Source organism: Neorhizobium sp. PAMB6630, assembly GCF_058242775.1.
In genome coordinates, this window is sequence record NZ_CM177836.1 from 577,241 (window position 1) to 602,565 (window position 25,325).

A 25,325-nucleotide genomic window follows, 5' to 3' on the forward strand; every position below is an offset into this window, starting at 1 on the left:
CAGTCATGGACATGAACGGATCACAACGCATCGAGGCGTCGCGCGAAGCAGTGTACGCGGGCCTGAACGATGTCGACATCTTGCGCCAGTGCATACCCGGTTGCGAGTCGATCGAAAAGACGTCCGAAACCGAGATGGTCGCCAAGGTCACGCTGCGCATCGGCCCGGTCAAGGCAAGCTTTGCCGGAAATGTCACGCTGTCCGATCTCGATCCGCCGAACGGCTATACGATCTCCGGCGAGGGATCAGGCGGCATGGCCGGTTTCGCCAAGGGTGGAGCCAAGGTCACGCTCGAACCGGATGGCGAGGCAACGATCCTCAACTATACGGTCACTGCCGAAATCGGCGGCAAGCTGGCACAGATGGGCAGCAGGTTGATCGACAGCACGGCGAAGAAACTTGCCGGCGATTTTTTTGCGAAATTCGGTGCGGTTGTCGGCAAGCCGCCTGCCATCGAGGAACCTGTCGTCGAGGCATCTGCGGAGGAGCCGGCCAGCAAAGGCTGGATGAGCCGCATCCTCGGCACCAGTGCAACGGCCTTTGTCATCCTCGCCCTGACGCCAGGCCTGTGCTGTATCACCGGCAATCATTCCGCCATGGCGAACGACACGGTGATGTTCTCGATCTGTGCGTCTGGCGCTGTGCTGTAACGCGGTTGTTTCGCCGTTCATGGAAATCGTTCTGCCGTGTGGCGGTGGAGTTTCTGTTTCCATCCGCCTCCTAAGGGACGTCGAGCCGCCGGTGCATGTATTCGGAGTCTCGACGCCCGCCACCTGTCTACATTGCGTTACCCGCCGGAGCGCTGCTGCTTGCGAGAAGGGCAGTTTCCGACCGGGTATCGTCCACGCACCCGCCTGATTATCGCAAGATAATTGATCGAAACGCGGATGGTTGCGCGACTGACCAAGGCTTCTGGCTGCAACGTCATTCACGGCCCATCCAGGTCAAGGCGCGGCGCAGTTGCTGTCCAGCAATGATATCAGGTTGGCGAGCAGGGCCGTGCGGGGCGCCAAGCTGCTGACAAGGATATGTTCGTCGAACGTATGGGCTCCCGCGCCATCGGCTCCAAGCCCGTCCAGGGTCGGCACGCCGAGCGCGGCGGTAAAATTGCCGTCCGAACCACCGCCTGTCGCCATCCCCTCCAGCATGATGCCGAGTTCGGCTGCGATCTTCGCCGCCTCGTCAAAAAGCCTGGCTCCTGCTTGGCTTTGGGCAAAGGGCGGTCGGTTGAGGTCGCCTGAAATCTCGAAGGTAATATCGGGATCAACCGGGGTCATCGCCCGGATCTTGTCCATGATCTCGACAGCTATCGCAATATCGGGAAGCCGCAGATCCAGCTGAAGCCGGCATTCGGCCGGAATGGTGTTGCGGCCCGTGCCGCCTTGAATGGTGCCGGTGGTAACCGTGATGCCGCGCGCCGGATCGTTCAGAGCTTCAAGCTCCAGAACCAGGCGGGCTGCCGCGCGGATGGCGGAACGTCCGTCGAGCGGGCGCACGCCCGCATGCGCGGCGCGACCACGAACCGTGATGTCGAACATGGCAACGCCCTTGCGGGCGGTAACGATCTTGCCGCCGTCCCGCGCCGGCTCGACAACCAGCGCATAAGCCGCATTGCGGGCAAATTCCTCGATCATCGGGCGAGAACTTTTCGAGCCCACTTCCTCATCCGGGACGATCAGCAGGTCGACCGGCAGGGCGTGGCCCCTCTTCGTCGCAAGTTTCATCGCCTCCAAGGCCATCAGAACGCCGGCCTTCATGTCGTAGATGCCGGGGCCATACAGCCGGTCGCCGTCCTGGCGAAACGGCAGTTTGCCGCTTATGGTGCCGGTCGCATGCACGGTGTCGATATGCGCAAGGATCAGAATGCTCCGGCCGTTGTAGCGCTCTGGCCGCGGTGTGCGCACAGCAATGATGTCACCGAAGCCGAGCGTGCCGGTTGTCCGTTCGACTGAAAAGTGTGCGTCGCGGGCCAGAAGTTCGACGCGATCGGCCAGACGGTTGACGGCTGCGGCATCGCTGCTCGGCGTTTCCATCTCCACCCAGAGGCGAAGTTCTTCAAGGAGTGCTGCGAGATCAATGTCATCCGTCTTGATGGAAAGGGTCATCCCACTATCACTCCTTGTCTGCGGCAGGGAAAAGCCGGATCAGGTGGGTCGTCTCCGCATCCACCCTTTCACGGCTGTAAAGCAACGGCACATAGTCTCCGCGCGACCATGGCCCGGAGAGATCGGCATAATGGGGAGAGCGTGGATCGCCGGACTGGCCGGGTGTATTGACGCAGATGCTGTTGTCCCAGGACCCGACGTCCATGACGAGCCGCACCGAGGCCCCGGCATTCACGCCGAAATCGCTTAAGCGATAGGCCGCGTGCATGGGGGTCGAGCGGCTGCCGCCGACGGCGAGCGGCCCGACATTCCATTCGGCCTCGGTCGCAGGCTTGACGCGGCTCGCGGCATGTTCGAAGAGCGCCCGGTGCAGGTCGCCCCAGCGCCATGCGGAGGTATCTGGACCGAGACGCGTGGCGCAATCCTCGAAGCCTTTTGCAAGCGTCGAGAGCATCAGCGCATCCCGCTCATGACGGCTTAAGAACTGTTCGGGCGTCTGGAGCAGGGTGAGAAGCCGGTCGAAATCCCCGGGGAGCAGAAGCTGGCGCACAGCCTGATCCGGCGCAAAACGGGCGAGGAGGCCGGGCCGCAGGTGCTTCATCCACCAGACTTCGAAGAGTGCGGCCGCAGCACTGCCGGCTTTGAGATGAAAGTCCCAGTCATCGAACAGCTGGAGGCTATCGAGCGGCGCTGCGGGCGCGATTTCCTTCAGAAGGGTAACGATGATCTCGGCGGGGCGCGAATAGACATCGGTCTGGAGCGCCATCGACGCCGCCAGCGTATGGCTGCGGTCGGCGGCGAGCACGGCTTTGATACGCCTTGCCCGGCTGCCTTCGGCCCATTCATGCCCGATGGAAGGGGCTGCGGCATCCCGACCTGCGGGCAGGTTCATCTCGTTGGCAGAGGCGACGTAACCGGCGGCGGGGTTGACACTGCGCGGCAGTTCCTCCGGCGCCAGAAAGCCGTCCCACTCATGGCTTCCGTCGCCGGGCACGGGCAGCAGGCCCTGCCAGTTATGCCTCACCGGCGTGAAGCCGGCGGTGAACCAGCCGATATTGCCTTCGACATCGGCGCTGACATGATTGACCGACGGCGTGCCCCAATGGCCAAGGCTATTCGCAAAGGCCTGCGTCGAGGCGCTGCGCATATAGGACAGGCTGCCGAGATAGGCGGCCGCCCCCGGCGAATGCCAGACGGTGCGCATGGCAACAGTACGGCAGCGGTTTTGATCTTCAAGCAACACCGGCCCGTGACGGGTGAACGAGAGCGTCAGCACCTGCGGGTCAAAACCCTTGACTGCAAAGGCCTGTTCGATCCGCTCGATCTTTTCCCAGCCATCGCCGTGACGATAGAAATCCGGTTCGCCTTCCCGTGTCTCGTAAACGTAGATATCTTCCTGGTCGGCGCCGAAAATCGTCAGGCCGAAAGCGGTGCGGTCGTTGTGGCCAATTGAGACGCCCGGCGCATTCGGTTCGCCAGTTCCGATGACGTTGAGATCAGGCGCTTCCAGGTGAACGAGATAGCGGAGCGAGGGCACCGCATGAGCGCGGTGCGGATCGCTGGCGAGGATCGGCCGGCCGCTTTCGGTGCGCCAGCCATGGACGGCCCAGTTGTTGGACCCTTCCTCGGCGCTACGCTGCACGATCTCACCGAGATCCGTCACCTCCGTCCAGGCCCAGACATCGGCAAGGCCGGCGGCGAGCCGAGCCTTTTCAAAGGTGACCGGCGCTGTCGCAAGCTTGAACAGCCGCACCGCCTCCAACGGAATATCCGCAAATGACAGCCCGTCCGCCAGCTTCGATTCCACCGGCGGGTCCAGCTCGAACCGCAGGAGATCCGTTTGCGCATCCGCCATCGCCATGACATTGGCGCGCAGGATTTCCGAGACGCCGTTGCGGGTGAGCGCATGGCTGCGGATACGCACCACATCCTCCGGCTGCCAGCGGGCGGGCCGCGTGCCGAACACGGCAAATTCCGGCGGCAGGCGCTCCGGCTCGTGGCTGCAGAGCGCGATATAGGCGTTCAACCCATCGGCAAAGGCGGTGCAGATCGCCTGCGTGTCATCGGCATAGGCGAGCCATTCCGCTGCCATGTCGCCGCGATAGAGGAAATGCCGCGCGGCATGATCCTGCGCGAGATAGCCCGGGCCGAAATCGGCAGCCAGCAGGCCAAGGCCGCGCTTGCGCCAGAGGTCGAGTTGCCACAGCCGGTCGCGCGCCGCATTGAAGCCTTGCAGGAAAAACAGATCCGCCTCGTTCGCCGCACGGATATGCGGGATGCCCCAGCGATCAACGCGGATCTCGGCTTCGTCCTGCAGCCCGGCAAGCCGGATGGTTTCCTCGGTGGCGCTATCGGTCATGACATCTCTCTTCAGGCATGGTGGCAGGCGACGCGGGCGCCATCGGCGCGCGATGTCAGTTCGGGGCGCACCTGCGAGCAGATCTCCGTCGCGAGCGGACAGCGCGTGTGAAAGGCGCAGCCGGAGGGAATATTCGCCGGGCTCGGCAGTTCGCCCTGCAGGATGAAACGCTGTCTGCTCCGCTGCACCGTCGGATCGGCCTCCGGCACCGCCGACATCAGCGCGCGGGTATAGGGATGTTTGGGATCGGCAAAAAAGGTGTCGCGGTCGGCAATTTCCACAAAGCGGCCGAGATACATCACCACCACCCGGTCGCAGATATGGCGCACGACGCTCAAATCGTGGGAGACGAAGAGGTAGGAGACGCCCATGCGCTGCTGCAGGGCCACGAGCAGGTTGAGGATCTGCGCGCGCACGGAAACATCCAGCGCCGAAACCGGCTCGTCGCAGATCAGCAGGTCCGGCTCCAGCGCCAAAGCCCGCGCGATCACCACGCGCTGGCGCTGGCCGCCCGAAAACTGGTGGGGATAGCGGTCGGCATGTTCGGGCCTCAGACCGACCTGCGTCAACAGTTCCGCCACGCGCTCTTTCAGCGCCTTGCCGCGTGCAATGCCGCGAACGATCAGCGGCTCGCCGATGGTGGCCCCGATGGTCGAGCGCGGGTCGAGCGACAGGGCCGGATCCTGAAAGATCATCTGCACCTTGCGCCTGATGTCGTTGAGCTTGCGACGGTCGGCGCCGACCACTTCCTCGCCGCTGATCTTGACGCTTCCCGACACCGGCGCCTGCAAGCCGACGATGGTGTTGGAGAGCGTCGACTTTCCACAGCCCGACTCCCCGACAAGGGCAACCGTCTCGGCTCTCCTGATCTCGAGGTCAACGCCGTTGACGGCTTTCACCACCGCTCCTGACGAGCCTAGAAGCCCGCCGCGGCCACCGAAATGAACGGCGACATCCCGCAGTTCCAGAACATTGTGCAGGTTTTCGGTCATGCGGTCCTCCCATGGATCTCGGCCATGCGGTCGATGTGCCAACAGGCGGAGCGATGACCGCCACCGCAATCGAACAGCGGCGGCTGTTCTGCTCGGCAGCGTTCGGTTGCCAGCGGACAGCGGTCTGCAAAGCGACAGCCGGCATTAAATTCGTTCGGCGTCGGCACGCGACCCTCGATCGTCGCGAGATCCGCCTTCGGCGCATCGCTGAGTTTCGGGACGCTGGCGAGCAGGAGTGCGGTATAGGGATGCCTTGGCTTTTCGAACAGGGCATGGACCGGCGCGATCTCGGCAATGCGTCCGGCATACATCACCGCCACATCGTCAGCGATATCAGCGACGACGCCCATGTCATGGGTGATGATGACGATGGCCGTGTCGCGGTCCGCCACGAGTTTCTTCATGAGGTCCAGGATCTGGGCCTGGATGGTGACGTCGAGCGCCGTCGTCGGCTCGTCGGCCACCAGCACGCGCGGGCTGCAGATCAGCGCAATCGAGATCATGATGCGCTGGCACATGCCGCCCGACAACTCGAACGGATACTGATGCAGCCGTCGGTCGGGATCGGGAATGCCGACATCTTCAAGCATCTGGCGCGCCTTGGCGTAGGCTTCTGCGCGCGACACCTTGTGATGTGTCCGGTAGGCGGCAGCGATCTGGGCTCCGACCGTCGTCAGTGGATCGAGCGATGCGCTCGGCTCCTGGAAGATGATCGAGATTTCCTTGCCGCGCGCCTTGCGGAACGCACGCTCGGACAGGGCCGTAAGCTCCCGGTCGCCGAGGTGTATGGTTCCGCCGGACCGGCGTGCTGCCGGCGGCAGCAGGCCGAGCAGGGCATAGGACGTGAGTGACTTGCCGCAGCCGGATTCACCGACCAGCGCCATCACCTTTCCCGGTGCCACGGTAAACGATATGCCGTCGACAACATTGGCGCCGCCGATCTCGATGGTCAGGTCGTCAACCGACAGCAGCGGGCGTGGGTCCGTCTCCATACGGTGATCCCTTAACCTGCGGCTGCCGGCGAGGCCGGTTCAGGTCGTTTGTAATTGCCGATGGAATTGCCACCATCGACACTGAAGACGGCACCGGTGATGAAGGACGCCTGCTCGGAACAGAGATAGGCAATCGCGCCCGGTGCATCCTCCGGGCCGCTGGCGCGCCCGAGAGGTATGTTTTTGAGCATGTTTTTGACGTAGTCGTCGTCGAGAGCCGAGACCTCGCTGCCCGGGGCAAAGCCGGGTTCGACGATATTGACGCGAATGCCATGGTGGGCAAGCTCCATGGCAAAACCCTTGGACAGGCGCTCCAGCGCCGTCTTCGAGGTGCAATAGGGCACCGAATTCTGGTTCATCTTGCGCGCGGCACCCGAGGAAATGTTGATCACTGACCCCTTCTTGCCCTCGGCAATCATCAGCTTCGCCATCTCGCGCGTCAGCACGAAGGGTGCCCGCAGATTGACACCGAAGACGCGGTCCCAATCGGCAAATTCCATCTCCAGCAGGCCGAAACGGGTGTAGATGCCGGCATTGTTGACGAGAATATCCGGCGCCTTCCACTCGCGGCGCACCAGATCCACGAGGTCGAGCATGGAGGCATCGCTCGTCAGTTCCGTCGCATGCAGGAGCGTGGTTGCCGGATCAAGGTTGAGATCGGCCGCGACCTTTTCCAGCGCCTCCATGCGGATATCGCTGAGGCAGAGTTTTGCACCGCGCTTGGCGAAATAGGCGGCCGTCCAGCCGCCGAAAATGCCGGCAGCGCCCGTGATGACCATTGTCTTGTCGTGGAAGTCCATAAATGTCACCTCAGCGGGAACGGGAGCGCGGATCGAGCTGGTCACGCAGCCAGTCACCGAGCACATTGACGGAAAAGACGAGGAGGAAGAGGCAGGCGCCGGGAACGGCGACGATCCACCAGGCGCGTTCGAGATACTGCCGGCCGACGCTCATGATCGAGCCCCAGCTGGCCGATGGAGGTTGTATGCCGAGCCCGAGGAAGGAAAGGCCCGATTCCATCAGGATCATCAGCCCGAACTCCGCCGTTGCGACGATCAGGAGCGGACCGGCAATATTGGGGAGGATATGGTGAAGGAGGATGCGCACGGCGCCTGCTCCGGCAAGCTCGGATGCCTTGATGAACGGCAGGTTCGACACCTGTAGCGTCTGGGCATAGGCAACGCGGGTGTAGCGCGGCCAGCGTGTGAGGCCAAGAACGAGGACGAGCTTCAGGAAACCAGGACCCAGCACAGCAACCGTGAGGACCGCCAGCAGGATGGCCGGGATCGACATCATGATGTCGACGAGGCGCATGATGATGGTTTCGGTCCAGCCGCGGAACCAGCCGGCCAGCATGCCGAGCGACACGCCGACAAGTGTGGAGACGACCACCGAAAGCACGGCAACACCGAGGGAAATCCTCGCGCCATAAAGGGTGCGCGACAGAAGATCGCGGCCGAGATCATCCGTGCCCATCCAGTAGGTGATGCCGCGATAGGAAAAGCCGGGTGCCTTCAGACGGGCCAAAAGCGCCTGGCTGTTCGGATCGGCTGGCGCGAAAAAGGGCGCGAAGACGGCGAGAAGGATGATCACGCAGAGGAGAATGGAGACGACGATGACCGACAGCGGAACGCGGCGGAGGCGCTGGCGCACGGCATGGGCGCTTGCAATCACGGACATTTCCTCACCTCACCAGCCGGATGCGCGGATCAACGACCACATAAACGAGATCGGCCGCCACGCTGGTCAGCACATAAACGAATGAAATCAAGAGCACGATGACCTGGACGACCAGGAAGTCGCGCGACTGGATGGACTGGATGGCAAGCTGCCCGATGCCCGGCCAGGCAAAGACAGTCTCGATGATGACAGCACCTGCAAGCAGGTTGCCAATCTCCAGTGCGGCAATGGTGATGACCGGAATGGAGGCATTGCGCAGCACGTGGCGAAAGACGATCTCACGAAGCGACAAGCCGCGAGCGCGGCCGGCGCGGACATAATCCTTGCCGAGTTCGTCGATGATCGCGATCCGCGTCATGCGCGCAAAGGTCGACATCGAAAGTGCCCCGAGCGCAATTGATGGCATGATCATGGCGGACAGCTCGCCGGCCCCTGATGTCGGCAGCCAGCGCAACGTGACGCCGAAGATGAAGATCAGCAGAATGGCCGACAGGAAGGTCGGCACGCTCTGGCCGGTGACGACGATGGCGGCAAGGATCCGCGCGATGGCGGTATCGCGCATTGTGGCCATGATGATGCCGGCGGGAATACCGATGCCGATCGCCACCAGCAGGGCGCCGGCGGCAAGCTGGATCGTATAGGGCAGCCGCGAGGCGACGATATCGAGGGCCGGCACGCGCTGGACGACGGAGATGCCGAAGTCCAGCTGGGTCAGCCCATAGAGATAATCGAGATACTGGATATGGATCGGCCGGTCGAAGCCGAGCTGGTGGCGCAGTTGGGCGATCATTTCGGCAGAGGCATCCTGGGGGACCAGAAGCAGCGTCGGATCCCCCGAGAGATGCATGACGACAAAGACGATCGTGAGCACGCCGAAGATGGCGACAATGGCCTGTATCAACCGCTGGACGGCGTAATTCAACACGATCCCTTCCTTGCCTTACTGCTGCCAGCTCATGTCCATGACGAACATGGCTTCGTTGGCCGTCGGCTTCCACTCCAGGTTCTTGGCTGCCCCATAGAGCGCATAGACCTGGTAGAGGCCAAGACCCGGCACGTCTTCGCGCAGGATCTCGTAGGCTTGCGCATAAAGTGCCTTGCGCTTCTGCTCGTCGAGAATGGTGCGGGCCTCGTCAACCAGTGCGTCGTATTTCTCGTTCTTGTATTTTGCCCAGATGCTGCCGCTGCGGAACAGCGGAAAGATGATGCCGTCGGCATCCTGGCAGGCGCAGGACCAGGCGCCGAAGGCCATGCCGCCGGCATTGTCGGCATCGCCCTGGCGACGCTTCAGGAAGGTCGCCTGATCGCTCGAGGAGATCGTCACGTTGAGGCCGACCTCATTCACCATCTGCTGAATGGCTTCGACGAGCGCGCGCGGATAGGATGGCGAGGTCAGGAATTCGACGGTTGCCCCTTCGGCGCCGGCCTCCTTGACCAGTTGAGCTGCCTTTGCCGGATCGTAGGGGTAGCCTTTCACGTCGGCGGTATAACCGAAGATCGGCTCGGCACCGACGATGTCCACTGCCTTGCCATAGCCCTCGAGAAGGGCATCGACCAGGCCCTGCTTGTCGATGGCATAGGCGATTGCCTGGCGCACGCGCAGGTCCTTCGTCGGGCCTGCTTCGGCATTGATGTAGAGATAACCGACGCGCTCGGTCTCGCCCGACAGAAGCTTCGTGCCGCTGTCGTTCTCAAGCGAGGATGCCTGATCCGGAGGCACGTCGCGGATGAGGTCGGCTTTGCCGGTCTTCAGGTCGGCGATGCGGGTGGAAACATCGGGCACAGCCCGGAAGACGACCTTCTGGAAGGGCGGCTGGCCGCGCCAGTAGTTGCCGTATGCCTCGAGATTGGTTGCGATACCCTTTTGCCATTCCACCAGCTTATAGGGTCCGCTGCCGAGCGGCTTCAGGTTGAATTCCTGGTCGCCGACCTTCTCGACATAGGCTTTGGGAACGATCGACAGTTTCACGAGCTGGGCCAGCAAAGCCGGATAGGCCGACTTGGTCGTCACCTTCACCGTGGTGGGATCGACGGCTTCTGCCGTCTTGATCTGATCGAACTGCGACAGCTGCGGGCTCTTCAGCGCCGGATTGATGATGCGGTTGATCGAGAAGACGACATCGTCGGCGGTCAGCTTGGAACCATCCTGAAAGGTGACATCGTCACGGATCTTGAAGGTGAGGGTCGTGTCGTTGTCATAGGTCCAGGCGGTTGCGATCTGCGGCACGATCTTGCCGGACGTATCGCGTGTCAGGAGATTGTCGAAGATGTTGCGATAGACCGTGTAGCTATCGGTGTTCCACTGGAGGTGCGGGTCGAGCGTTGCCGCATCGTTGGGCAGATCGATCGTCAGCGTGTCCTTGGTCTGCGCGACGGCGGTCGATGCCATCAGCATCATGACGGCGGCAGCGATGGAGGCCAGTCCTGTTTTCATGTCGTTCACCCTCTTCCCTATTGATTTTTGGTTGTTGAACCGGTTTCAGCTGGCCGGCGCAGCGACGGGCAGGCCGCACTCCTGCGCACAGTATCGGGCCAGTTCCGCATGCGTACAGAACCAGACTTCGCCCTTTGCCTTCGCATGGCGAATAGTTTCCTCAAGAATGAAGATTCGGGAGCGATGGCCGACGTGATGGGGATGAAGCGTCACCTGGAAGAGGCCGCCTTCGTCCCACGCGACGTCCATCTCGCGCCGCAGGATGTCCGCCACCATGGCGGGCCCGCCATAGGGGCGCGCGCCGGTCATTCGGTCCATCGCCACGTAAGGCGCATCGTCGCGGATCCATTCGACGGGGATCTCGACCATGCCTGTCGGCTCACCGTCTTCCAGAAGCTCGTAAGGGTCGTCGTCGGCCATCAGGGAGGAATCGTAGAGCAGGCCCATCTCGCGGGCGATCGCCAGCGTATAGGGGCTGAAATCCCAGGATGCGGTACGCATTCCGACCGGATGGACGCCGGAAAGCTTTGCCAGCATGTCGGCAGCCCGCAGCGCCAGATCCCGTTCGGTCTCAAAGTCGAGACGCGAGTTGAATTCGTGGATCCAGCTGTGCATGCCAAGCTCGTGGCCACCGGCAATCACGGCCTTGACCTCGTCCGCATTGATCATCGCCGAGACGGCCGGCATGAAGAAGGATGCAGGCACGCCGTATTTTTCCAAGAGCGCCAGAATACGCGGCATGCCGCGGCGGGCGCCGTACTGGCCCTGGCTCAACCGGCTGATGGATTCACCGCCGTTTCGGAGTTCGAATGTCTCGTGGTCGCTGTCAAACGAGATGGCGACAGCCATGCGCGCGCCGTTCTTCCAGGCCGCCGGTTTCAGAGACCGTCCGGCTCTCGCCTTGCCGATCTTCTGGCGCCAGATTTCCTCGGGCCACAGCCAGGGCTTCTGCCGATCATGATCTTGCGTGGCGCTCATCGGTCACCTTCATCCTGTGGCGCTTCGCAATCCGCGTTTCGCCTCTGCTTCAAAAGTGTTACAAGCCTAAGAATTAATCAGCAATCTAGGGTTTGTTCACGGATATGAACTCCGAGGTAAAAAGCGCCGGGCGTATCCTCGATCTGCTCGAATACCTCTCGCAGCGTCGGGAAGCGGTATCGCTGTCGCAGATCATCCGTGACCTGGGCTTTCCCAAGTCCAGCGCCCATGGCTTGCTCCAGACCCTGACGGCCCGCGGCCATCTCACCCAGGATGAAGCCGGGCGCTATACGCTGATTGAGTCCAGCCACGGTTTTCCCTTTCGCCCGCACGAGGAGCCGCTGGTCGTTACCGCGCGCCCTCACATGGAAAAGCTGCGTGACGAATCGGGAGAAACAGTGCTGCTTTCGACCATGAACGCAAATTGCGATATCCGCAGGCTTGCCAAGTGCGTGAGCCATCATCCACTCCGCTACGACGTCAATCTGGATGCCGCGATCACGCCCTATTGTACGGCCACCGGGCGGCTTCTGCTGGCCCATGCCCGCCCCGACGTTCTGGAAAGCTATATGTCCCGGGTGCAGTTCCTTACCTACACCCGCTATACCGTCACCGACCCGGACGAATTGCGCCGGCTGCTCGTCAAGGTGCGCCGTGACGGCTATGCGCTGAACGATCAGGAATTCGTCACCGGTTCCACCGGCATCGCCGCGCCGGTTTGGAACAGCAAGGGTGAGGTGATTGCCGCGCTCAACCTGGGCACACTGACATCCCGCTTCCTGGAACGACGGGAACTGCTGATCCTGATGGTGCGGGAAGCCGCCTTCCGGCTGAGCCGGGCCATGGATTGGCGGCCCTAGGACGGAGATTTCAGGGATCTCTTGTCGCCCGCCTGGTTTTTTGCCGACACCCCCCGGGAGCGCGCCAGCCTGCGTTCGATGGCCGTGAGGCCGTTATAGATCAGCACGGCCAGCGCGCCGACGATGAGGCCGCCCTGCAGCACGAAGGCGAGGTTGTTGGATTGCAGGCCAGCGATGATCACCTCGCCCAGCGTTTTGGCCGCAACGGTGGAGCCGATGGTTGCGGTGGCAAGGCCGATCACCACCGATAACCGGATGCCGGCGACAATGACCGGCATTGCCAGCGGCAGCTCGATCTTGAACAGGCGCTGCCGCTCCGTCATGCCGGAGCCGCGTGCTGCTTCCATCACCGAAGCGGGGACAGTGGTGAGCCCCGTCAGCGTATTTTCAAAGATTGGCAGCAGGCCATAAAGAAACAACGCCACCAGCGTCGGTTTTTCGCCAAACCCGAGGATCGGGACGGCAAGCGCCAGCACGGCCACGGGCGGAAACGTCTGGCCGATATTCACCAGGCTGCGCGACAGCGGCAGGAATTCTGCCCCGAAGGGCCGGGTTACCAGAATGGCGAGCGAAAGGGCAACAACGGTCGCGCCGACTGTTGCGATTGCGACCGTGCGCAGGTGCAGGATGGTCAATGTCAGCAGGCTGCCCTGATTGTAGATCGCGGGAGCATTTTCCTGCACCAGCGGCTTCAAAAGCGGCTCGAACCATTGGGGTGAGACCAGGAAGGTGACAAGCACCGCCAGCAACAGGCCTCGCAGAAGAGAAGGGATCCACGCCCTCATTGCGGTTTCGCCGCGCGCCGGGTGAGCGCGTCCAGCGTCACCTGCCCAAGGATCGTTCCATCGGCATCGACGACCGGCAAGGCGTTGCGGCCGCTCCAGAGCATTTCGGACAAGGCCTCTCGCTGGCTCGTCATTGCTGCGACCGGTTTTCCGCTCACCAGCCCCGGTTCGACTGCATCTCCTGCCGTCCCGATCGACAAAAGCCGGAACGGCCGTTCACTGGCGCCGATCATGGTCTGGACGAAATCCGTCGCCGGGTTTTTGACCAGTTCGGCGGGGGTGCCGTATTGAACCAGCGCTCCCTTGTCCATGACGGCAATCCGGTCGGCAAGATGGAAAGCCTCGTCCATGTCGTGGGTCACGAGAACAATCGTAGTCTTCGTCACCTTCTGAATGTCGAGCAGATCGGCCTGCGCCTTTGCCCGGATGATCGGATCGAGCGCTCCGAACGGCTCATCCATCAACAGGATGTTTGGCTCCGCCGCCAGCGCCCGCGCCACGCCGACGCGCTGCTGCTGGCCGCCGGACAGTTCATGCGGTAACCGCTGCGCAAACACGGCGGGATCGAGCTGGAACAGGGTCAGCAGTTCCTCGACCTTGGCATCGATCCGCGGTTTGTCCCAGCCGAGCAAAGCCGGCACCGTTGCGATATTCTGCGCCACCGTGCGATGCGGGAACAGACCGTGACCCTGGATGGCGTAACCGATGCGGCGGCGCAAGACGTAACCCGGCATGGCGCGATTGTCTTCACCGTCGATCCGGATCACCCCTTCCGACGGTTCGACAAGCCGGTTGATCATCCGCAGGAGCGTCGTCTTGCCGGATCCCGATGTGCCCACGATAACTGTCACCGTGCGGGGCTCGATCGTCATTGTCACAGTGTTGACGACCGTGTTGCCGTCATAACGCTTGGTGATGCCGTCGATTTCGATCATGCGGTCCTGCCTCGATTGTGCGACGGAGCATTCATTTCAATGAGGGCGTCGAGAACGATGGCCGCCGTAAAGGCCAGCACCACGGTCGGTACGGCCCCAAGCAGCACCAGATCCATCGCCGTCTGGCCGATACCCTGAAACACGAAGACACCGAAACCACCGCCGCCGATCAGCGCCGCAATCGTTGCAAGGCCGATATTCTGGACAAGAACGATGCGGATGCCAGTGAGGATGACCGGCAGCGCCAGCGGCAGTTCGATGCGAAACAGCCTCTGTCGGTTCGTCATGCCGGTGCCGCGCGCCGCCTCGTTTGTTTCGCGGGGCACGCCGGCCAGCCCCACCACTGTATTGGCAACGATTGGCAGCAGCGAGTAGAGAAACAGCGCGACGAAGGCGGGCGCCGCCCCGATGCCGCGGATGCCGATGGCTGCCGCTCCCGGCACATGGATCGCGATCCAGCCGAGCGGTGCGATGAGGATGCCAAACAGCGCAATCGAGGGGATTGTCTGGATCAGGTTGAGCGTGTTCAGCACACTGTCGCGAAGCGGCGCCACCCGATGACAGAGGACACCGAGCGGAAGCCCGACGACGGCCGAGGCCAGCAGAGACCCGAGCGCCAAGGCCACATGCTGGCGGGCTTCTCTCCAGAACACGTCGGCGCGGCCCGTATATTCCTTGAGGATCGACAGCCCGTCCCACTGCCCCGACATCAGGATCGCCGCCGCACCGGCGAGCGTCAGCAAAAGCAGCACGACCCGGATGATCGGCCGTGGCCCCAGCCGCGTGATCGCGTCAGCTGCGAGCAGTGCATAGGCAAACAGCAGCACCCAGAAGCCGGATGCTGGCGAGACACGGGCATAGGTGTTTTCCGGCGGCGTCAGGTGCGATGCCGCCATCCCGATGAAAAGGCTGATCGAAACAAGCGCAACGGCCGACGTCACGAGCCTGATCGATGGCGGCGTCTTCAGGAGAACGATGATGGCGGCAGCACACATCAGCCCGAGAAGAATGAGGCCGATCCCGCTCGGCAGGGCATCGAGGATCGATTTTGCGACACCTGGAACGATGCGGTTGGCACGGACTGTTGCAAACGGCGCAACGGCCACGCCATAGGCAATCAGGAGCGTGATGACGACGCCCAGCTTATCCAATCGACCCGTCAAACCCGCGTCCCTGATCGTGTTGAAAAGGCCGGCCTCCAACAGGAACCCGGCCGTCTTGCGGAAAGCTTATTTCAAAAAGCCATTCTTCTTCAGAAAGTCTTCGGCAACCGCCTTGGCAGGTTCGCCGCCGACCTGAACGCGGCCGTTGAGGTCCTGCAGCGTCACAAGGTCGAGCTTTTCGAACACGGGCTTCAGCAGCGTCTCGATTTCCGGATGTTCCTTGAGAACGGCTTCGCGGATGATCGGTGCCGGCTGGTAGACCGGCTGCACGGCCTTGTCATCTTCCAGGACGACCAGACCCGACGGCGCGATGCCGCCATCCGTGCCGTAGACCATGGCGGCATTGGCGCCGTTGGTCTGGTTTGCCGCAGCGCCGATGGTCGCGGCTGTATCGCCGCCCGACAGCGTGATCAGCTGGTCCGGCTTCAGCGTAAAGCCGTAGGTCGTCTGGAATGCCGGCAGGGCGGCCGCGGAATTGACGAACTCGGAAGAAGCCGCCAGCACGACAGTGCCACCGCCCGCCACGTATTTTCCGAAATCGCTGAATGTCTTCAGGCCCTTGGCTTCGGCGAGATCCTTGCGCACGGCAACCGCCCAGGTGTTGTTGGCCGGCGACGGCGTCAGCCAGACGATCTTGTTGGCGTCGTAGTCAAGCTTTTTTGCCGCCTCGTAACCCTTGGCGGCATCCTTCCAGACGGGATCGTCGGCCTTTTCGAAGAAGAAGGCGGCATTGCCGGTATATTCCGGGTAGATGTCGATCTCGCCGGCGGTGATCGCCTTGCGCACCACCGGTGTCGCGCCAAGCTGCACGCGATCCGTCGTCTCGATATTGTTGGCCTTCAGGACCGCCAGGATGATGTTGCCGAGAACGCCGCCCTCCGTGTCGATCTTCGATGAAACGGTGACTTCAGCATTGGCGGCCGCTGCCGACATCAGCGCGGCAAAGGTGCTGGCGATAAAGAGTGTGTTGATGCGCACAGTTGGGTTTTCCCTTCAAAAAGGATGCAAGTTCTCCAAGGCCGGTCGGCGTCCATAGGAGCGTAAGCATCCATATGTGGCGCTGTTCGGAGAAAAATAGCCCATGGCCAAGACAGAATTTGCATCGCGGGACTTCACGTCCAAAAGTTGAGGGAAAGGCCACATACACTGAGCCCGCAGGGTATGGGCCACGTCGACGCGGATATCGAGATCATACCCGCGCATTCGACGATCGCTGCACCTGATCAGAAACCGAGGGCAGCCGGGCTCATTCTTCTACAATCGCCTCCACCTCGATTTCCACCGCATAGTCACCGATCAGGTTGCCCGCCTCGATCAGTGTATTGGCTGGAAGAATTTCGCCGAACACGCGGCCATGCGCGCGCGATACCGGCTCCCACTGGGATGCGTCCTTCAGGTAGATGCGTGTGCGCACGACGTCTTCCATCTTCGCCCCGAGCGGATTGAGGGAGGCGGCGATCTTGTCGAGAATATAGGTCGCCTGGGCGCCGGCGTCGCCCGGTGCCACGCAACGGTCGGTGCCGTGGGTCGCCGTGGTGCCTGATACCAGAACCCGGTTGCCGATCCGGACTGCACGGCTGTAGCCGGCAATCGGCTCCCAGATGCTTCCGGAGGAGACGCGCATGCGGCCCGGTCGACCCGGCATCGGCTCGGCGCTGTACACCGACGGGATGGCGTCGAGATGATGGCTGAGGTCGCCAGACGCGGTGAGGAAAGGGGGCTTGCGGTATTCATCGCCGCAATCGCCGGGGATGGGATTTGTCTGTGCAAAGGCTGCGTCGAGCAAGGCGTGGTCTTCCGCATCGAGAGCAAAGCGGAAGACATTCAGGTTGTCGTCGCGGTGCTCATTTTCGCCAAGCCGCGCCCCGATGATGGTGGCGGCCACCGCTTCGTGTTCAAGAACCCAGCGACTTGCGACATTCGACAACGAGACGCCGTGCTTGCCAGCGATCTCTGAGGCCGCGCGCAAAATGGCCTGATAGGGCTCCCAACCGCCGGCCGTATCGATGAAGCGCTTGTATTTCGAGCGGCTCCAGTCGGGAATGGAGGCCGGTTCCGGCTGTCCGAGCCACTTTTGCGACAGGAAGCCACCGCAGAGCGTGCCATAGGCGAGAAGCTTGACGCCACTGCGGGCGCAGAGATCCGAAAGCGCGCCGGCAGCGCGGCGGTCAATGAGCGAGAAGGAGACCTGATTGCTGGCGATCTCGATGCCGTCGGCGAGCGCCAGCGCCAGATGCGCCGCATCGACATTGGTGAGGCCGAGCGCCCCGATCAAGCCTTCCGTCTTCATCGCCTGCATTTCGTGCAGGGCATCCAGCCAGGCCGGATGCTCAAACGTCCACCAGTGGAACTGGAGAAGATCGATTTTTTCCACGCCGAGGCGCTGGAGGCGGTCTTCCACGCCGCGCCGCACGATATCGCGCGTCATCGGCCCCGGCTCCGGGCACCATTTGGTGAAGGCGCGCGGCTTTGCGCCACCTGCCGGAAAACGCTTCAGCAGGTGGCCGGTGATGATTTCCGCCGATCCGTAATGGTCGGCCATGTCGAAGGTATCGAAACCGGCACGGGCATAGGCCTCCAGCGCATCGGCGCCCTGTTCGGGATCGATGGTCGTACCATCCTTCTCGATATCGGCCACCTGCCAGAGGCCACAGACGAGGCGGCTGATTTCCAGATCGGGCGCGAGAAGGGTGCGTTCGGGACGGGTGTGCATGAGATTTATTCCTTGGATGGGGCGCTGCGCAGCGACTTCAGGCGGGTCAGCGGACTGACCTCGCCGAACAGGCCGCGCGGGCGCCAGAGAAGCATGAGGCAGAGGCCGACGCCGATGGCGACGATCTGCAGCGAGGCGGCACGCGCCTGCTGTTCTGCCGGGACGAAGCTGGAGACGGCAGCGGCTGACAGCGCCCAAAGCCCCCAGACGAGGACGGCGCCGGCAATTGCGCCGCGATTGTTGCCGGATCCGCCGACGATCAGCATGGCCCAGACCTGGAAGGTGAGGATCGGCATGTAATTGTCAGGCGCGATGAAGCCGATGAAATGCGCCTGTGCGGCTCCCGCAAGCCCCATGATGGCGCCGCCCAGCGAAAAAGCCTGCAGGCGAAAGCGGATCGGCCGTTTTCCGAGCGCCTGCGCTGCCATCTCATCCTCGCGGATGGCGCGCAGCACGCGGCCCCAGGGGCTTTTTGCCAGATGCTCAAGCCCGAGATAAAGGACCAGCACCACCAGCGCCATGACGCCGCAATTGGCGAGGCTGAACAGAAGCGCATTCTCCTGTAAGCCGGCGAACGGCCGCGGAATGAAGCCGATGCCGAAGGCACCGCCGGTGATGGGCTGCAGGTTCAGCATGCACAGTTGCACGGTAACGGCGATGCCGAAGGTGGCGATGGCCAGATAATCGGACCGGAGCCGGATGGTGAGCGCCCCGACCGCCCAGGAGAGCAGGCCGGAGGTGATCGCCGCACCCAGCCAGCCGACGAAGATCGGCAGATCAAAACCGCCAAAACGGTCCGGGCTCGGCGGCGTGGTCAAAAGCGCCGAGGTATAGGCCCCGACCGCGACGAAGGCGGCAATGCCGACATTGAACAGGCCGGTCATCCCCCATTGCACATTGAGGCCAAGGCAGATGATCGCATAGGTCAGCGCCATCGACAGGAAAAAGGCGGCATAGGCAAGGATATCGAGGGTCATGACGCTTTCCCGAACAGGCCGCGCGGACGCACGAGGAGGACGGAGATGAGGATGACGAAGGAGACGGCGGCGCGCCATTCGGCACCGACGGCCTGAACCGCGAGCGCCTCGCAAAGGCCGATGATAAGGCCGGCCAGCATGGCCCCCGGCACGGAGCCGATGCCGCCGAGGATGGCGGCGGCAAACAGCGGAAGCAGAAGGTCATGGCCGATATAGGGGCGGATCTGGATCAAAAGCCCGCTCATGATGCCGGCGACGCAAGCCAAGGCGGCGCCCAGGAACCAGGTGGTTCGGATCACGCGGCGCACATCGATGCCGGCAATGCTGGCGAGCGCCGGATTTTCGCTGACCGCCCGCATGGCGCGGCCGATATCGGTGCGTGTCATCAGGAGATGCACGGTGACGACGGAAACCAAGGTCACGCCGAGCATCAGCAACTGGTCCGGCGTGGCGCGAAGCCCGCCGCCGAGTTTCATGGCGATCTGCAGCGCTTTGGTGAAATAGGCCGGGCGCGAGGTGAAGAGGAATTCGAGCAGGCTGCGCAGGGCTAGCGACGCCCCGAAGCTTGCCATCACCATGATGATGATCGCGCTGCCGCGTCGTCGGAAGCTGGAAAACAGCAGGGCGTCGACCGTCAGCGCCAGAAGCCCGGTAAGGCCGATGGCGATCACCGCCGACAGCGGCAGTGCCCAGCCGAAGGAGAAGGGGGCGATCGGTTTGGTGAGGCCGGCAGACAGGGTGCCGAGCGCTCCGGCGACGGCAAGCGCCAGATAGGCGCCCCAGGACAGAAGTTCGCCATGGGCGAAATTGGAAAAGCGCAGGATCGAATAGGTGAGGGTGACGCCGACAGCGCCAAGACCGATGATCGCGCCGGCAATCAGGCCGTCCATGATGAATTGCGGGTTCATGCGGGCGCCTTCTGATGATCGTGCGCGGTGCCGAGATAGATCTTTCCGACCAGCGGATCACTTGCCAGGTCCTGTGGCAGGCCTTCATGGGCAATGCGCCCCTCGGCAAGGATCACGGCGCGGCTGGCAATGGCGAGTGCCGCTTTCACGTTCTGCTCCACCAGAAGCACGGTCACGCCGCTGGCATTGATCGCCTTCAGCATCTCAAAAACCTCGCTGACGATTTTGGGCGAGAGGCCGGCCGAGGGTTCATCGAGAATGATGACCGGCGGATCAAGCGCCAGCGCGCGGGCCACCGCCAGCATCTGCCGCTGCCCGCCGGAAAGCGCACCGGCAAGACGCGAGGGCCGGGCGGCCAGATCCGGGAAACGGGCAAACAGCGCCTCGATGGCAGCAGTGCGCTTTGCCTTCGGCAGGTGCGCCACGGCGATCTGCAGGTTTTCCAGAATGGTCATGGTCGCAAAGACGTTTTCCGTCTGCGGCACAAAGGCGAGACCCTCCGCCACCTTGCGGTGAGGTGCTACATGGGTGATGTCACGCCCGTTCAGCAGCATCGTGCCGGCATGGATCGGCACCAGCCCCGCGATTGCCTTCACAAAGGTGGACTTGCCGGCCCCATTCGGGCCGAGCAGCACGACGAGTTCGCCGCTTGCCACGGAAAAATCGATGCCGTGGACAATGGGAAGATCGGGTTCGTAACCGGCCACCAGTCCGCTCGTCGAAAGGATGGAGCCTGTCATGCGCCGCCTCCGAGATAGGCTTCGATCACGGTCGGGTTGGAGGCCACTTCCGAAGGTGTGCCTTCTGCCAGAAGCTTGCCAAGCGCCATGGCGACCACGCGCGTGCAGAGCCGCGAGACCATGTCCATGTTGTGTTCGATCAACAGGATCGACTTGCCCTGGTTGTTCAGCGTGATGACGCGCTCGATGATGACTTCCAGCAGCGCCGGGTTGACGCCCGCCGCCGGCTCATCGAGCAGGATCACGTCCGGATCGGCCATCAACACGCGGGCAAGTTCCAGAAGCTTGCGCTGCCCGCCGGACAGAACCCGCGCCGGCTGATGTTCGAGATGGGAGAGGGTTACGAAGTCGAGAAGCCCGCGCGCCTTTTCGATCAGGGCCTTTTCCTGCGCCCGCACTGCAGCCGGCTTCAGGAAGTTCGCCAGCAGGCCTTCGCCTTCCTGTCGCTGTCCGCCAACCAGCAGGTTTTCCAGCACGCTCATTTCGGCAAAGGGTTTCGGGATCTGAAAGGTACGGGCGAGCCCATGGCCGATGCGCCTGTCCGGCGTCTCCCGCGATACCTCGCGGCCGGAAATCCACAATTCACCGGATGTCGGCTGCAGGCTTCCGGCAATCAGGCTGAACATCGTGGTTTTGCCGGCGCCATTCGGGCCGATCAGCCCCACCATTTCCTGACGCGCCACCGTCAGCGACATCCCGTCCACCGCCGTCATACCGAAAAACCGCTTCGTCAGGCCTTTGGCCTCGATAACAGGCGGAGGCTGGGCGGGACTGTCTGAAGCTACACGTGCGATCATCATGAAAATTGGATCTTGATTTGATGTGTGATGTTTGATCAAACTTTAAGCCTATCCGAAAATCAACCGGAAAATTGAACGGTTGATACATGAGGCAAGGATGATGGACACACAGATCAACAGCGTCGAGGCGTTGACGCCGGTCGGGCGGGAAACCGTGCAGGACCGTGTCTACGCCCAGTTGCGCCAGACCTTGATCAATGGCGGATTTGCCGCCGGCGATCCGCTGCGGATCGTGGATCTCGCCGAACGGCTGCAGACCAGCACCATGCCGGTTCGCGAAGCGCTGGGGCGGCTTGTCTCCGAACAGGCGCTGGAGGCGATGGCGAACCGCACGGTGCGCGTGCCGCTGATCACCCGCCAACGGCTCGATGATCTGGAGCGCGCCCGCGTTCTGATCGAGGGGCGTCTCGTGCAGATGGCGCTGGAGAACCTCAGCGCCGAGGACATCGCGTTCCTGAAACAGGTCAACCACGACTGTGACCACGCCTTCGAGGAGCATGGGCAGGACATCGGTCCCGTCACCTCGCAGTTCAACCAGCGTTTCCATTTCCACATTTACCGCGCCGCCGGCTCCCATGTGCTGATCCCGATCGTTGAAAGCCTCTGGTTGCAATCGGGCCCGGTGGTGCGTGCCGCTGCCCAGATCCATGACGAACAGGGCGGCCTTGCCGCCACAGACCATCACTGGGCGATGATCGAGGCAATCGAGACGGGTGATGCGGACGCTGCCATGCAGGCGCTCGCCAACGATATCGGCCGCTCCTTCGATCTGGTCCGCGCCCGGATCGATGCCGGCGAACAGGCAGCGTGAGGAAAGCCAATGAGCAAGGATGACGGCTTTGATCTCTTCGACCTGCATGTGGAGGTCGTCGTGCCTGAAGATGGGCCGGTTTATTGTGGTGCAAGACCCGGCGATTATTTCGAACTGAAGGGCGAGATGCTGCATCTGCCACCGGGGCAGGGCATATCGATCTATTCGCTTGCCTCCGTTCTGCCGCTTCTGGCCGCCAAGCAGCGCCCTACCCATCCAAATGACTGGATGACAACGGATGCCGACATTGCCTGTCCCGATCCGAACTGCGCAACGCGGTTGCGCATCCGCCGCACGGGGCTCCGCCGTTTCAGCCATGCCGAAACCACTGCCGTTCCCTTAGAAGAAGACTGATCCCATGCAACGCATCACGCTCGCCCCCGGCTATGAAATTTCCCGCGTCATCCGCGGCGGCTGGCAGCTTGCCGGCGGGCACGGCGCCGTCGATCCGGCCGAGGCCGTGGAGGACATGGTCGCCTTTGCCGATGCCGGCATCACCACGTTCGACTGCGCCGACATCTATACCGGCGTGGAAGACCTGATCGGCCAGTTCCGCCTGCGTTACCGCGACCTGCGTGGTGCGGAGGCGCTGAGCCGGATCCGTGTTCACACCAAGTTTGTGCCTGACCTCACGGTGCTGCCAACGATCAGCAAGTCATATGTGGAAAGCGTTATCGACACCTCGCTGAAGCGGCTCAACCTCGAACGACTCGATCTCGTGCAGTTCCACTGGTGGGCCTATGACATCGATGGTTGGCTGGAAACGGCCGGTTGGCTGAAAGAACTTCAGCAGGCCGGCAAGATCGACAAGGTGAGCGGCACCAATTTCGACAGCGACCATATCGCGGCGATGATTGCCGCCGGCATTCCGCTGGCCTCCCTGCAGCTGCAATATTCGCTACTCGACCGCCGACCGGAAAAGCGCATGGTGTCGCTGGCGGCAGAGAACAGCTTTGCGCTCTTCTGTTACGGCACGGTGGCAGGCGGTTTCCTCAGCGACAAGTGGCTGGGTGTTTCTGAGCCCGCGCATCCGCTCGAAAACCGCTCGCTCACCAAATACAAGCTGATCATCGACGATATCGGCGGCTGGGACCTGTTCCAGGCTTTGCTTGCCACGTTGCGGCGGATCGCTGACCGGCACCAAACGGATATCGCGACCGTTGCAAGTGCTGCCATGCTGCGGCGTCCCGGTGTGGCCGCCGTCATCGTCGGCGCGCGCAACCGCGATCATCTGATATCGAACCTCGCCATATCCGACATTGCACTGTCGGCCGAGGATCTCTCCGACATCGAGGCTGTCATGGCCGAGGCGAAGGAACTGGAGGGTGACGTCTACACGCTCGAACGCGACCGCAACGGGCGTCACGGCAGCATCATGAAGTACAATCTCAACAAAGGGGAATGAGATGAAAAAACTGGTTCTTGCATCCACCATGCTGGCAGGGCTTGCCGTATCCGCCCTTCCGGCCTTTTCCGCCGATTGTGACATCACGGTCGGCGTCGTCATGGAACTCACCGGTCCTGCCGGCGAATACGGCAAGGCGGGCGCCAAATCCGTCGAAATGGCGTTCAAGGATTTCAACGATGCCGGCGGCGTCGGCGGCTGCAAGCTTGTCATGGATACCCGCGACAGCCAGAGCCAGGGCACGGTTGCTGTCGATCAGGCCACCCAGCTCGTCAACATCAAGAAGGTGCCTGTTATCATCGGCGGCATCATCTCGTCGGTTTCGATCCCGATCCTTACCTCCGTGACGGCGCCCGCCGGCGTGGTGCAGGTGTCGCCCGCCTCGTCCTCGCCGACGCTGACGGTGCTCGGTCGCGACGGCAAGACGAACGGCGTCTTCTTCCGCACCATCACGTCCGATGCGCTGCAGGGCACGGCGTCTGCAAAGTACGCCCTCGATCAGGGCCTGAAGAAGATCGCCATCATCCACGTCAACAACGATTTTGGCGTCAACATGGTGAAGGAATTCACCGCTGCCTATGCCAAGCTCGGCGGCACAATCACCTCCACGACGCCCTATAACGAAAAGCAGGCGAGTTATTCGTCAGAAGCAAGTGCTGCGATGAAGGACGAGCCCGATGCGCTCTACCTCGTCAGCACGCCGGTGGACGGCGCAACGATTGCCCGCGCCTGGCTCTCCGGCGGCGGGGCCGCCAAGTTCCTGCTGAATGACGGCATGAACTCCAAGGACTTCATCGAAAGCGTCGGCGCACAGTATCTGAACGATGCCTACGGCACCTCGTCCGGCACCAGCCCGACGGCATCGACGGAGTATTTCAACGCCAATTATGAAAAATTCTCGGGTGGCATCTCGCCGGGTGCGCCTGCCGCCGACCGTTCCTATGATGCCGGTGCCATCGTCGCTTTGGCCATTGCCAAGGCCGGCAAGGCGGACAAGGCCGCCATCAAGACCGCCATTTCCGAAGTGGTGGCCGAAGGCGGCACGCCGATCCATGCCGGCAAGGCCGAATTCGAAAAGGCGCTGAAGCTGATCAAGGACGGCAAGCCGATCAAATATGAAGGCGTGATTGGCCCCGTCTCCTTCGACAAGTACGGCGACATCACCGGCCCCTTCCGCCTCTGGAAGATCAAGGATGGCGAAGTTACCACGATCGGCCAGATGGAAGCCGATGATGTGTCCAAGCTGAAGGCCTCGCTTGCCCCGTAAAGGGTCCTGAGCGGTGCCAAACCACTGAAGTGGAATCCCAGCCGAAGAACTGGAGCGCCCGTTCATCCGGGCGCTCCCGATCTGATGCGAGCGCGGAAGCCGCTGCGTCAACGGTGCCTGCCTTGTAGCGCAGCCTTTGCTGCTGCATAGCAGGAGATCCTGCGCGCCGGGAAAAAGAGCGCCTTCGGTTGACTGCTTGTAGGAACGCAGTGCGCGCTTCGGTCGGCGCGGATGTGTTTGCCGGCGAAGCTGCAACGCTGCGTCTCTATTATGACGGTGCTTTCGGTTCGACGACCACGTCGCAGATCTTCGGCAGCAAGTTGAGCATCAAGTTCTAGGCTGACGATTGCAGTTGGACATTTCGGCACGGCGTTCTTCAGCGCCGTGCCTTTTTTATGCGCGGCATCAGGCAGATCCGGTC

The 25,325-nt window shown here is 62.4% G+C and carries 25 protein-coding genes; 7 read left to right on the forward strand and 18 right to left on the reverse strand.

Annotated elements, in window-relative coordinates; all coding sequences use genetic code 11:
- Positions 1–11 precede the first annotated feature (11 nt).
- Entirely contained in the window at positions 12–650 is a 639-nt protein-coding gene (locus tag AC4CWF_RS02705) for an SRPBCC family protein (protein ID WP_491283596.1), read from the forward strand.
- Positions 651–944: 294 nt separating this feature from the next.
- On the opposite strand, the gene AC4CWF_RS02710 is transcribed toward AC4CWF_RS02705, so the two are convergent.
- The 9 genes from AC4CWF_RS02710 to AC4CWF_RS02750 are packed head-to-tail and all read right to left on the reverse strand — an operon-like array spanning position 945 to position 11,540.
- Entirely contained in the window at positions 945–2,105 is a 1,161-nt protein-coding gene (locus AC4CWF_RS02710) for a M20 family metallopeptidase (RefSeq protein WP_491283597.1), read from the reverse strand.
- 7 nt (positions 2,106–2,112) lie between these two features.
- Positions 2,113–4,464: a penicillin acylase family protein gene (locus tag AC4CWF_RS02715; protein ID WP_491283598.1), complete on the reverse strand. Its 2,352-nt coding sequence runs from the start codon at positions 4,462–4,464 to the stop codon at positions 2,113–2,115.
- 11 nt (positions 4,465–4,475) lie between these two features.
- Positions 4,476–5,456, reverse strand: a complete 981-nt coding sequence (locus AC4CWF_RS02720) for an ABC transporter ATP-binding protein (protein ID WP_491283599.1) — start codon at positions 5,454–5,456, stop codon at positions 4,476–4,478.
- Positions 5,453–6,448: an ABC transporter ATP-binding protein gene (locus AC4CWF_RS02725; protein WP_491283600.1), complete on the reverse strand. Its 996-nt coding sequence runs from the start codon at positions 6,446–6,448 to the stop codon at positions 5,453–5,455. The genes AC4CWF_RS02720 and AC4CWF_RS02725 overlap by 4 nt, the downstream gene beginning before the upstream one ends.
- A gap of 11 nt (positions 6,449–6,459) precedes the next feature.
- Complete coding sequence (locus tag AC4CWF_RS02730) at positions 6,460–7,248, reverse strand: SDR family NAD(P)-dependent oxidoreductase (RefSeq protein WP_491283601.1); 789 nt, start codon at positions 7,246–7,248, stop codon at positions 6,460–6,462.
- Between the two features lie 10 nt (positions 7,249–7,258).
- Positions 7,259–8,128 carry an ABC transporter permease gene (locus AC4CWF_RS02735; protein ID WP_491283602.1) on the reverse strand — a complete coding sequence of 290 codons (870 nt, stop codon included), beginning with the start codon at positions 8,126–8,128 and terminating at the stop codon, positions 7,259–7,261.
- Between the two features lie 4 nt (positions 8,129–8,132).
- Positions 8,133–9,053, reverse strand: a complete 921-nt coding sequence (locus tag AC4CWF_RS02740) for an ABC transporter permease (RefSeq protein WP_491283603.1) — start codon at positions 9,051–9,053, stop codon at positions 8,133–8,135.
- Positions 9,054–9,068: 15 nt separating this feature from the next.
- On the reverse strand, positions 9,069–10,562 hold the full coding sequence (locus AC4CWF_RS02745; protein WP_491283604.1) for an ABC transporter substrate-binding protein: 1,494 nt from the start codon (positions 10,560–10,562) through the stop codon (positions 9,069–9,071).
- A 45-nt stretch (positions 10,563–10,607) separates the two neighbouring features.
- Entirely contained in the window at positions 10,608–11,540 is a 933-nt protein-coding gene (locus tag AC4CWF_RS02750; RefSeq protein WP_491283605.1) for a polysaccharide deacetylase family protein, read from the reverse strand.
- Between the two features lie 104 nt (positions 11,541–11,644).
- Between AC4CWF_RS02750 and AC4CWF_RS02755 the strand changes: the two genes are divergently transcribed.
- Positions 11,645–12,400 carry an IclR family transcriptional regulator gene (locus tag AC4CWF_RS02755; RefSeq protein WP_491283606.1) on the forward strand — a complete coding sequence of 252 codons (756 nt, stop codon included), beginning with the start codon at positions 11,645–11,647 and terminating at the stop codon, positions 12,398–12,400.
- Here the strand turns inward: AC4CWF_RS02755 and AC4CWF_RS02760 are convergent.
- From AC4CWF_RS02760 to AC4CWF_RS02800, 9 genes are all read right to left on the reverse strand, one after another.
- Positions 12,397–13,185: an ABC transporter permease gene (locus tag AC4CWF_RS02760; protein WP_491283607.1), complete on the reverse strand. Its 789-nt coding sequence runs from the start codon at positions 13,183–13,185 to the stop codon at positions 12,397–12,399. The genes AC4CWF_RS02755 and AC4CWF_RS02760 overlap by 4 nt on opposite strands.
- Positions 13,182–14,120 (reverse strand): ABC transporter ATP-binding protein, encoded by a 939-nt coding sequence (locus tag AC4CWF_RS02765; protein ID WP_491283608.1) that lies wholly within the window; start codon positions 14,118–14,120, stop codon positions 13,182–13,184. The genes AC4CWF_RS02760 and AC4CWF_RS02765 overlap by 4 nt, the downstream gene beginning before the upstream one ends.
- On the reverse strand, positions 14,117–15,283 hold the full coding sequence (locus AC4CWF_RS02770) for an ABC transporter permease (protein ID WP_491283609.1): 1,167 nt from the start codon (positions 15,281–15,283) through the stop codon (positions 14,117–14,119). Before AC4CWF_RS02770 ends, AC4CWF_RS02765 begins: the two co-directional genes overlap by 4 nt.
- Positions 15,284–15,349: 66 nt before the next feature.
- Positions 15,350–16,216, reverse strand: coding sequence for a glycine betaine ABC transporter substrate-binding protein OsmF (gene osmF / locus AC4CWF_RS02775; protein ID WP_491285169.1), 867 nt, complete (start codon positions 16,214–16,216; stop codon positions 15,350–15,352).
- Between the two features lie 313 nt (positions 16,217–16,529).
- A complete protein-coding gene (locus AC4CWF_RS02780; RefSeq protein ID WP_491283610.1) occupies positions 16,530–17,996 on the reverse strand; it encodes an aldo/keto reductase in 1,467 nt (488 codons plus the stop codon).
- Positions 17,997–18,001: 5 nt separating this feature from the next.
- Positions 18,002–18,973: a branched-chain amino acid ABC transporter permease gene (locus tag AC4CWF_RS02785; RefSeq protein WP_491283611.1), complete on the reverse strand. Its 972-nt coding sequence runs from the start codon at positions 18,971–18,973 to the stop codon at positions 18,002–18,004.
- Complete coding sequence (locus AC4CWF_RS02790; RefSeq protein WP_491283612.1) at positions 18,970–19,881, reverse strand: branched-chain amino acid ABC transporter permease; 912 nt, start codon at positions 19,879–19,881, stop codon at positions 18,970–18,972. Before AC4CWF_RS02790 ends, AC4CWF_RS02785 begins: the two co-directional genes overlap by 4 nt.
- The gene (locus tag AC4CWF_RS02795; RefSeq protein WP_491283613.1) at positions 19,878–20,621 is read right to left on the reverse strand and encodes an ABC transporter ATP-binding protein; all 744 of its coding nucleotides are present in this window, start codon (positions 20,619–20,621) and stop codon (positions 19,878–19,880) included. The genes AC4CWF_RS02790 and AC4CWF_RS02795 overlap by 4 nt, the downstream gene beginning before the upstream one ends.
- Complete coding sequence (locus AC4CWF_RS02800; RefSeq protein ID WP_491283614.1) at positions 20,618–21,421, reverse strand: ABC transporter ATP-binding protein; 804 nt, start codon at positions 21,419–21,421, stop codon at positions 20,618–20,620. Before AC4CWF_RS02800 ends, AC4CWF_RS02795 begins: the two co-directional genes overlap by 4 nt.
- A gap of 97 nt (positions 21,422–21,518) precedes the next feature.
- Between AC4CWF_RS02800 and AC4CWF_RS02805 the strand changes: the two genes are divergently transcribed.
- The 5 genes from AC4CWF_RS02805 (at position 21,519) to AC4CWF_RS02825 (ending at position 25,242) form a co-directional block, all read left to right on the forward strand.
- Positions 21,519–22,232, forward strand: coding sequence for a GntR family transcriptional regulator (locus tag AC4CWF_RS02805; protein WP_491283615.1), 714 nt, complete (start codon positions 21,519–21,521; stop codon positions 22,230–22,232).
- Between the two features lie 9 nt (positions 22,233–22,241).
- Positions 22,242–22,586, forward strand: coding sequence for a TIGR04076 family protein (locus tag AC4CWF_RS02810; RefSeq protein ID WP_491283616.1), 345 nt, complete (start codon positions 22,242–22,244; stop codon positions 22,584–22,586).
- Between the two features lie 4 nt (positions 22,587–22,590).
- Entirely contained in the window at positions 22,591–23,637 is a 1,047-nt protein-coding gene (locus tag AC4CWF_RS02815; RefSeq protein ID WP_491283617.1) for an aldo/keto reductase, read from the forward strand.
- Position 23,638: 1 nt separating this feature from the next.
- Complete coding sequence (locus AC4CWF_RS02820; protein WP_491283618.1) at positions 23,639–24,904, forward strand: ABC transporter substrate-binding protein; 1,266 nt, start codon at positions 23,639–23,641, stop codon at positions 24,902–24,904.
- A gap of 209 nt (positions 24,905–25,113) precedes the next feature.
- Positions 25,114–25,242: a hypothetical protein gene (locus AC4CWF_RS02825; protein WP_491283619.1), complete on the forward strand. Its 129-nt coding sequence runs from the start codon at positions 25,114–25,116 to the stop codon at positions 25,240–25,242.
- The last annotated feature ends 83 nt before the right edge of the window (positions 25,243–25,325 follow it).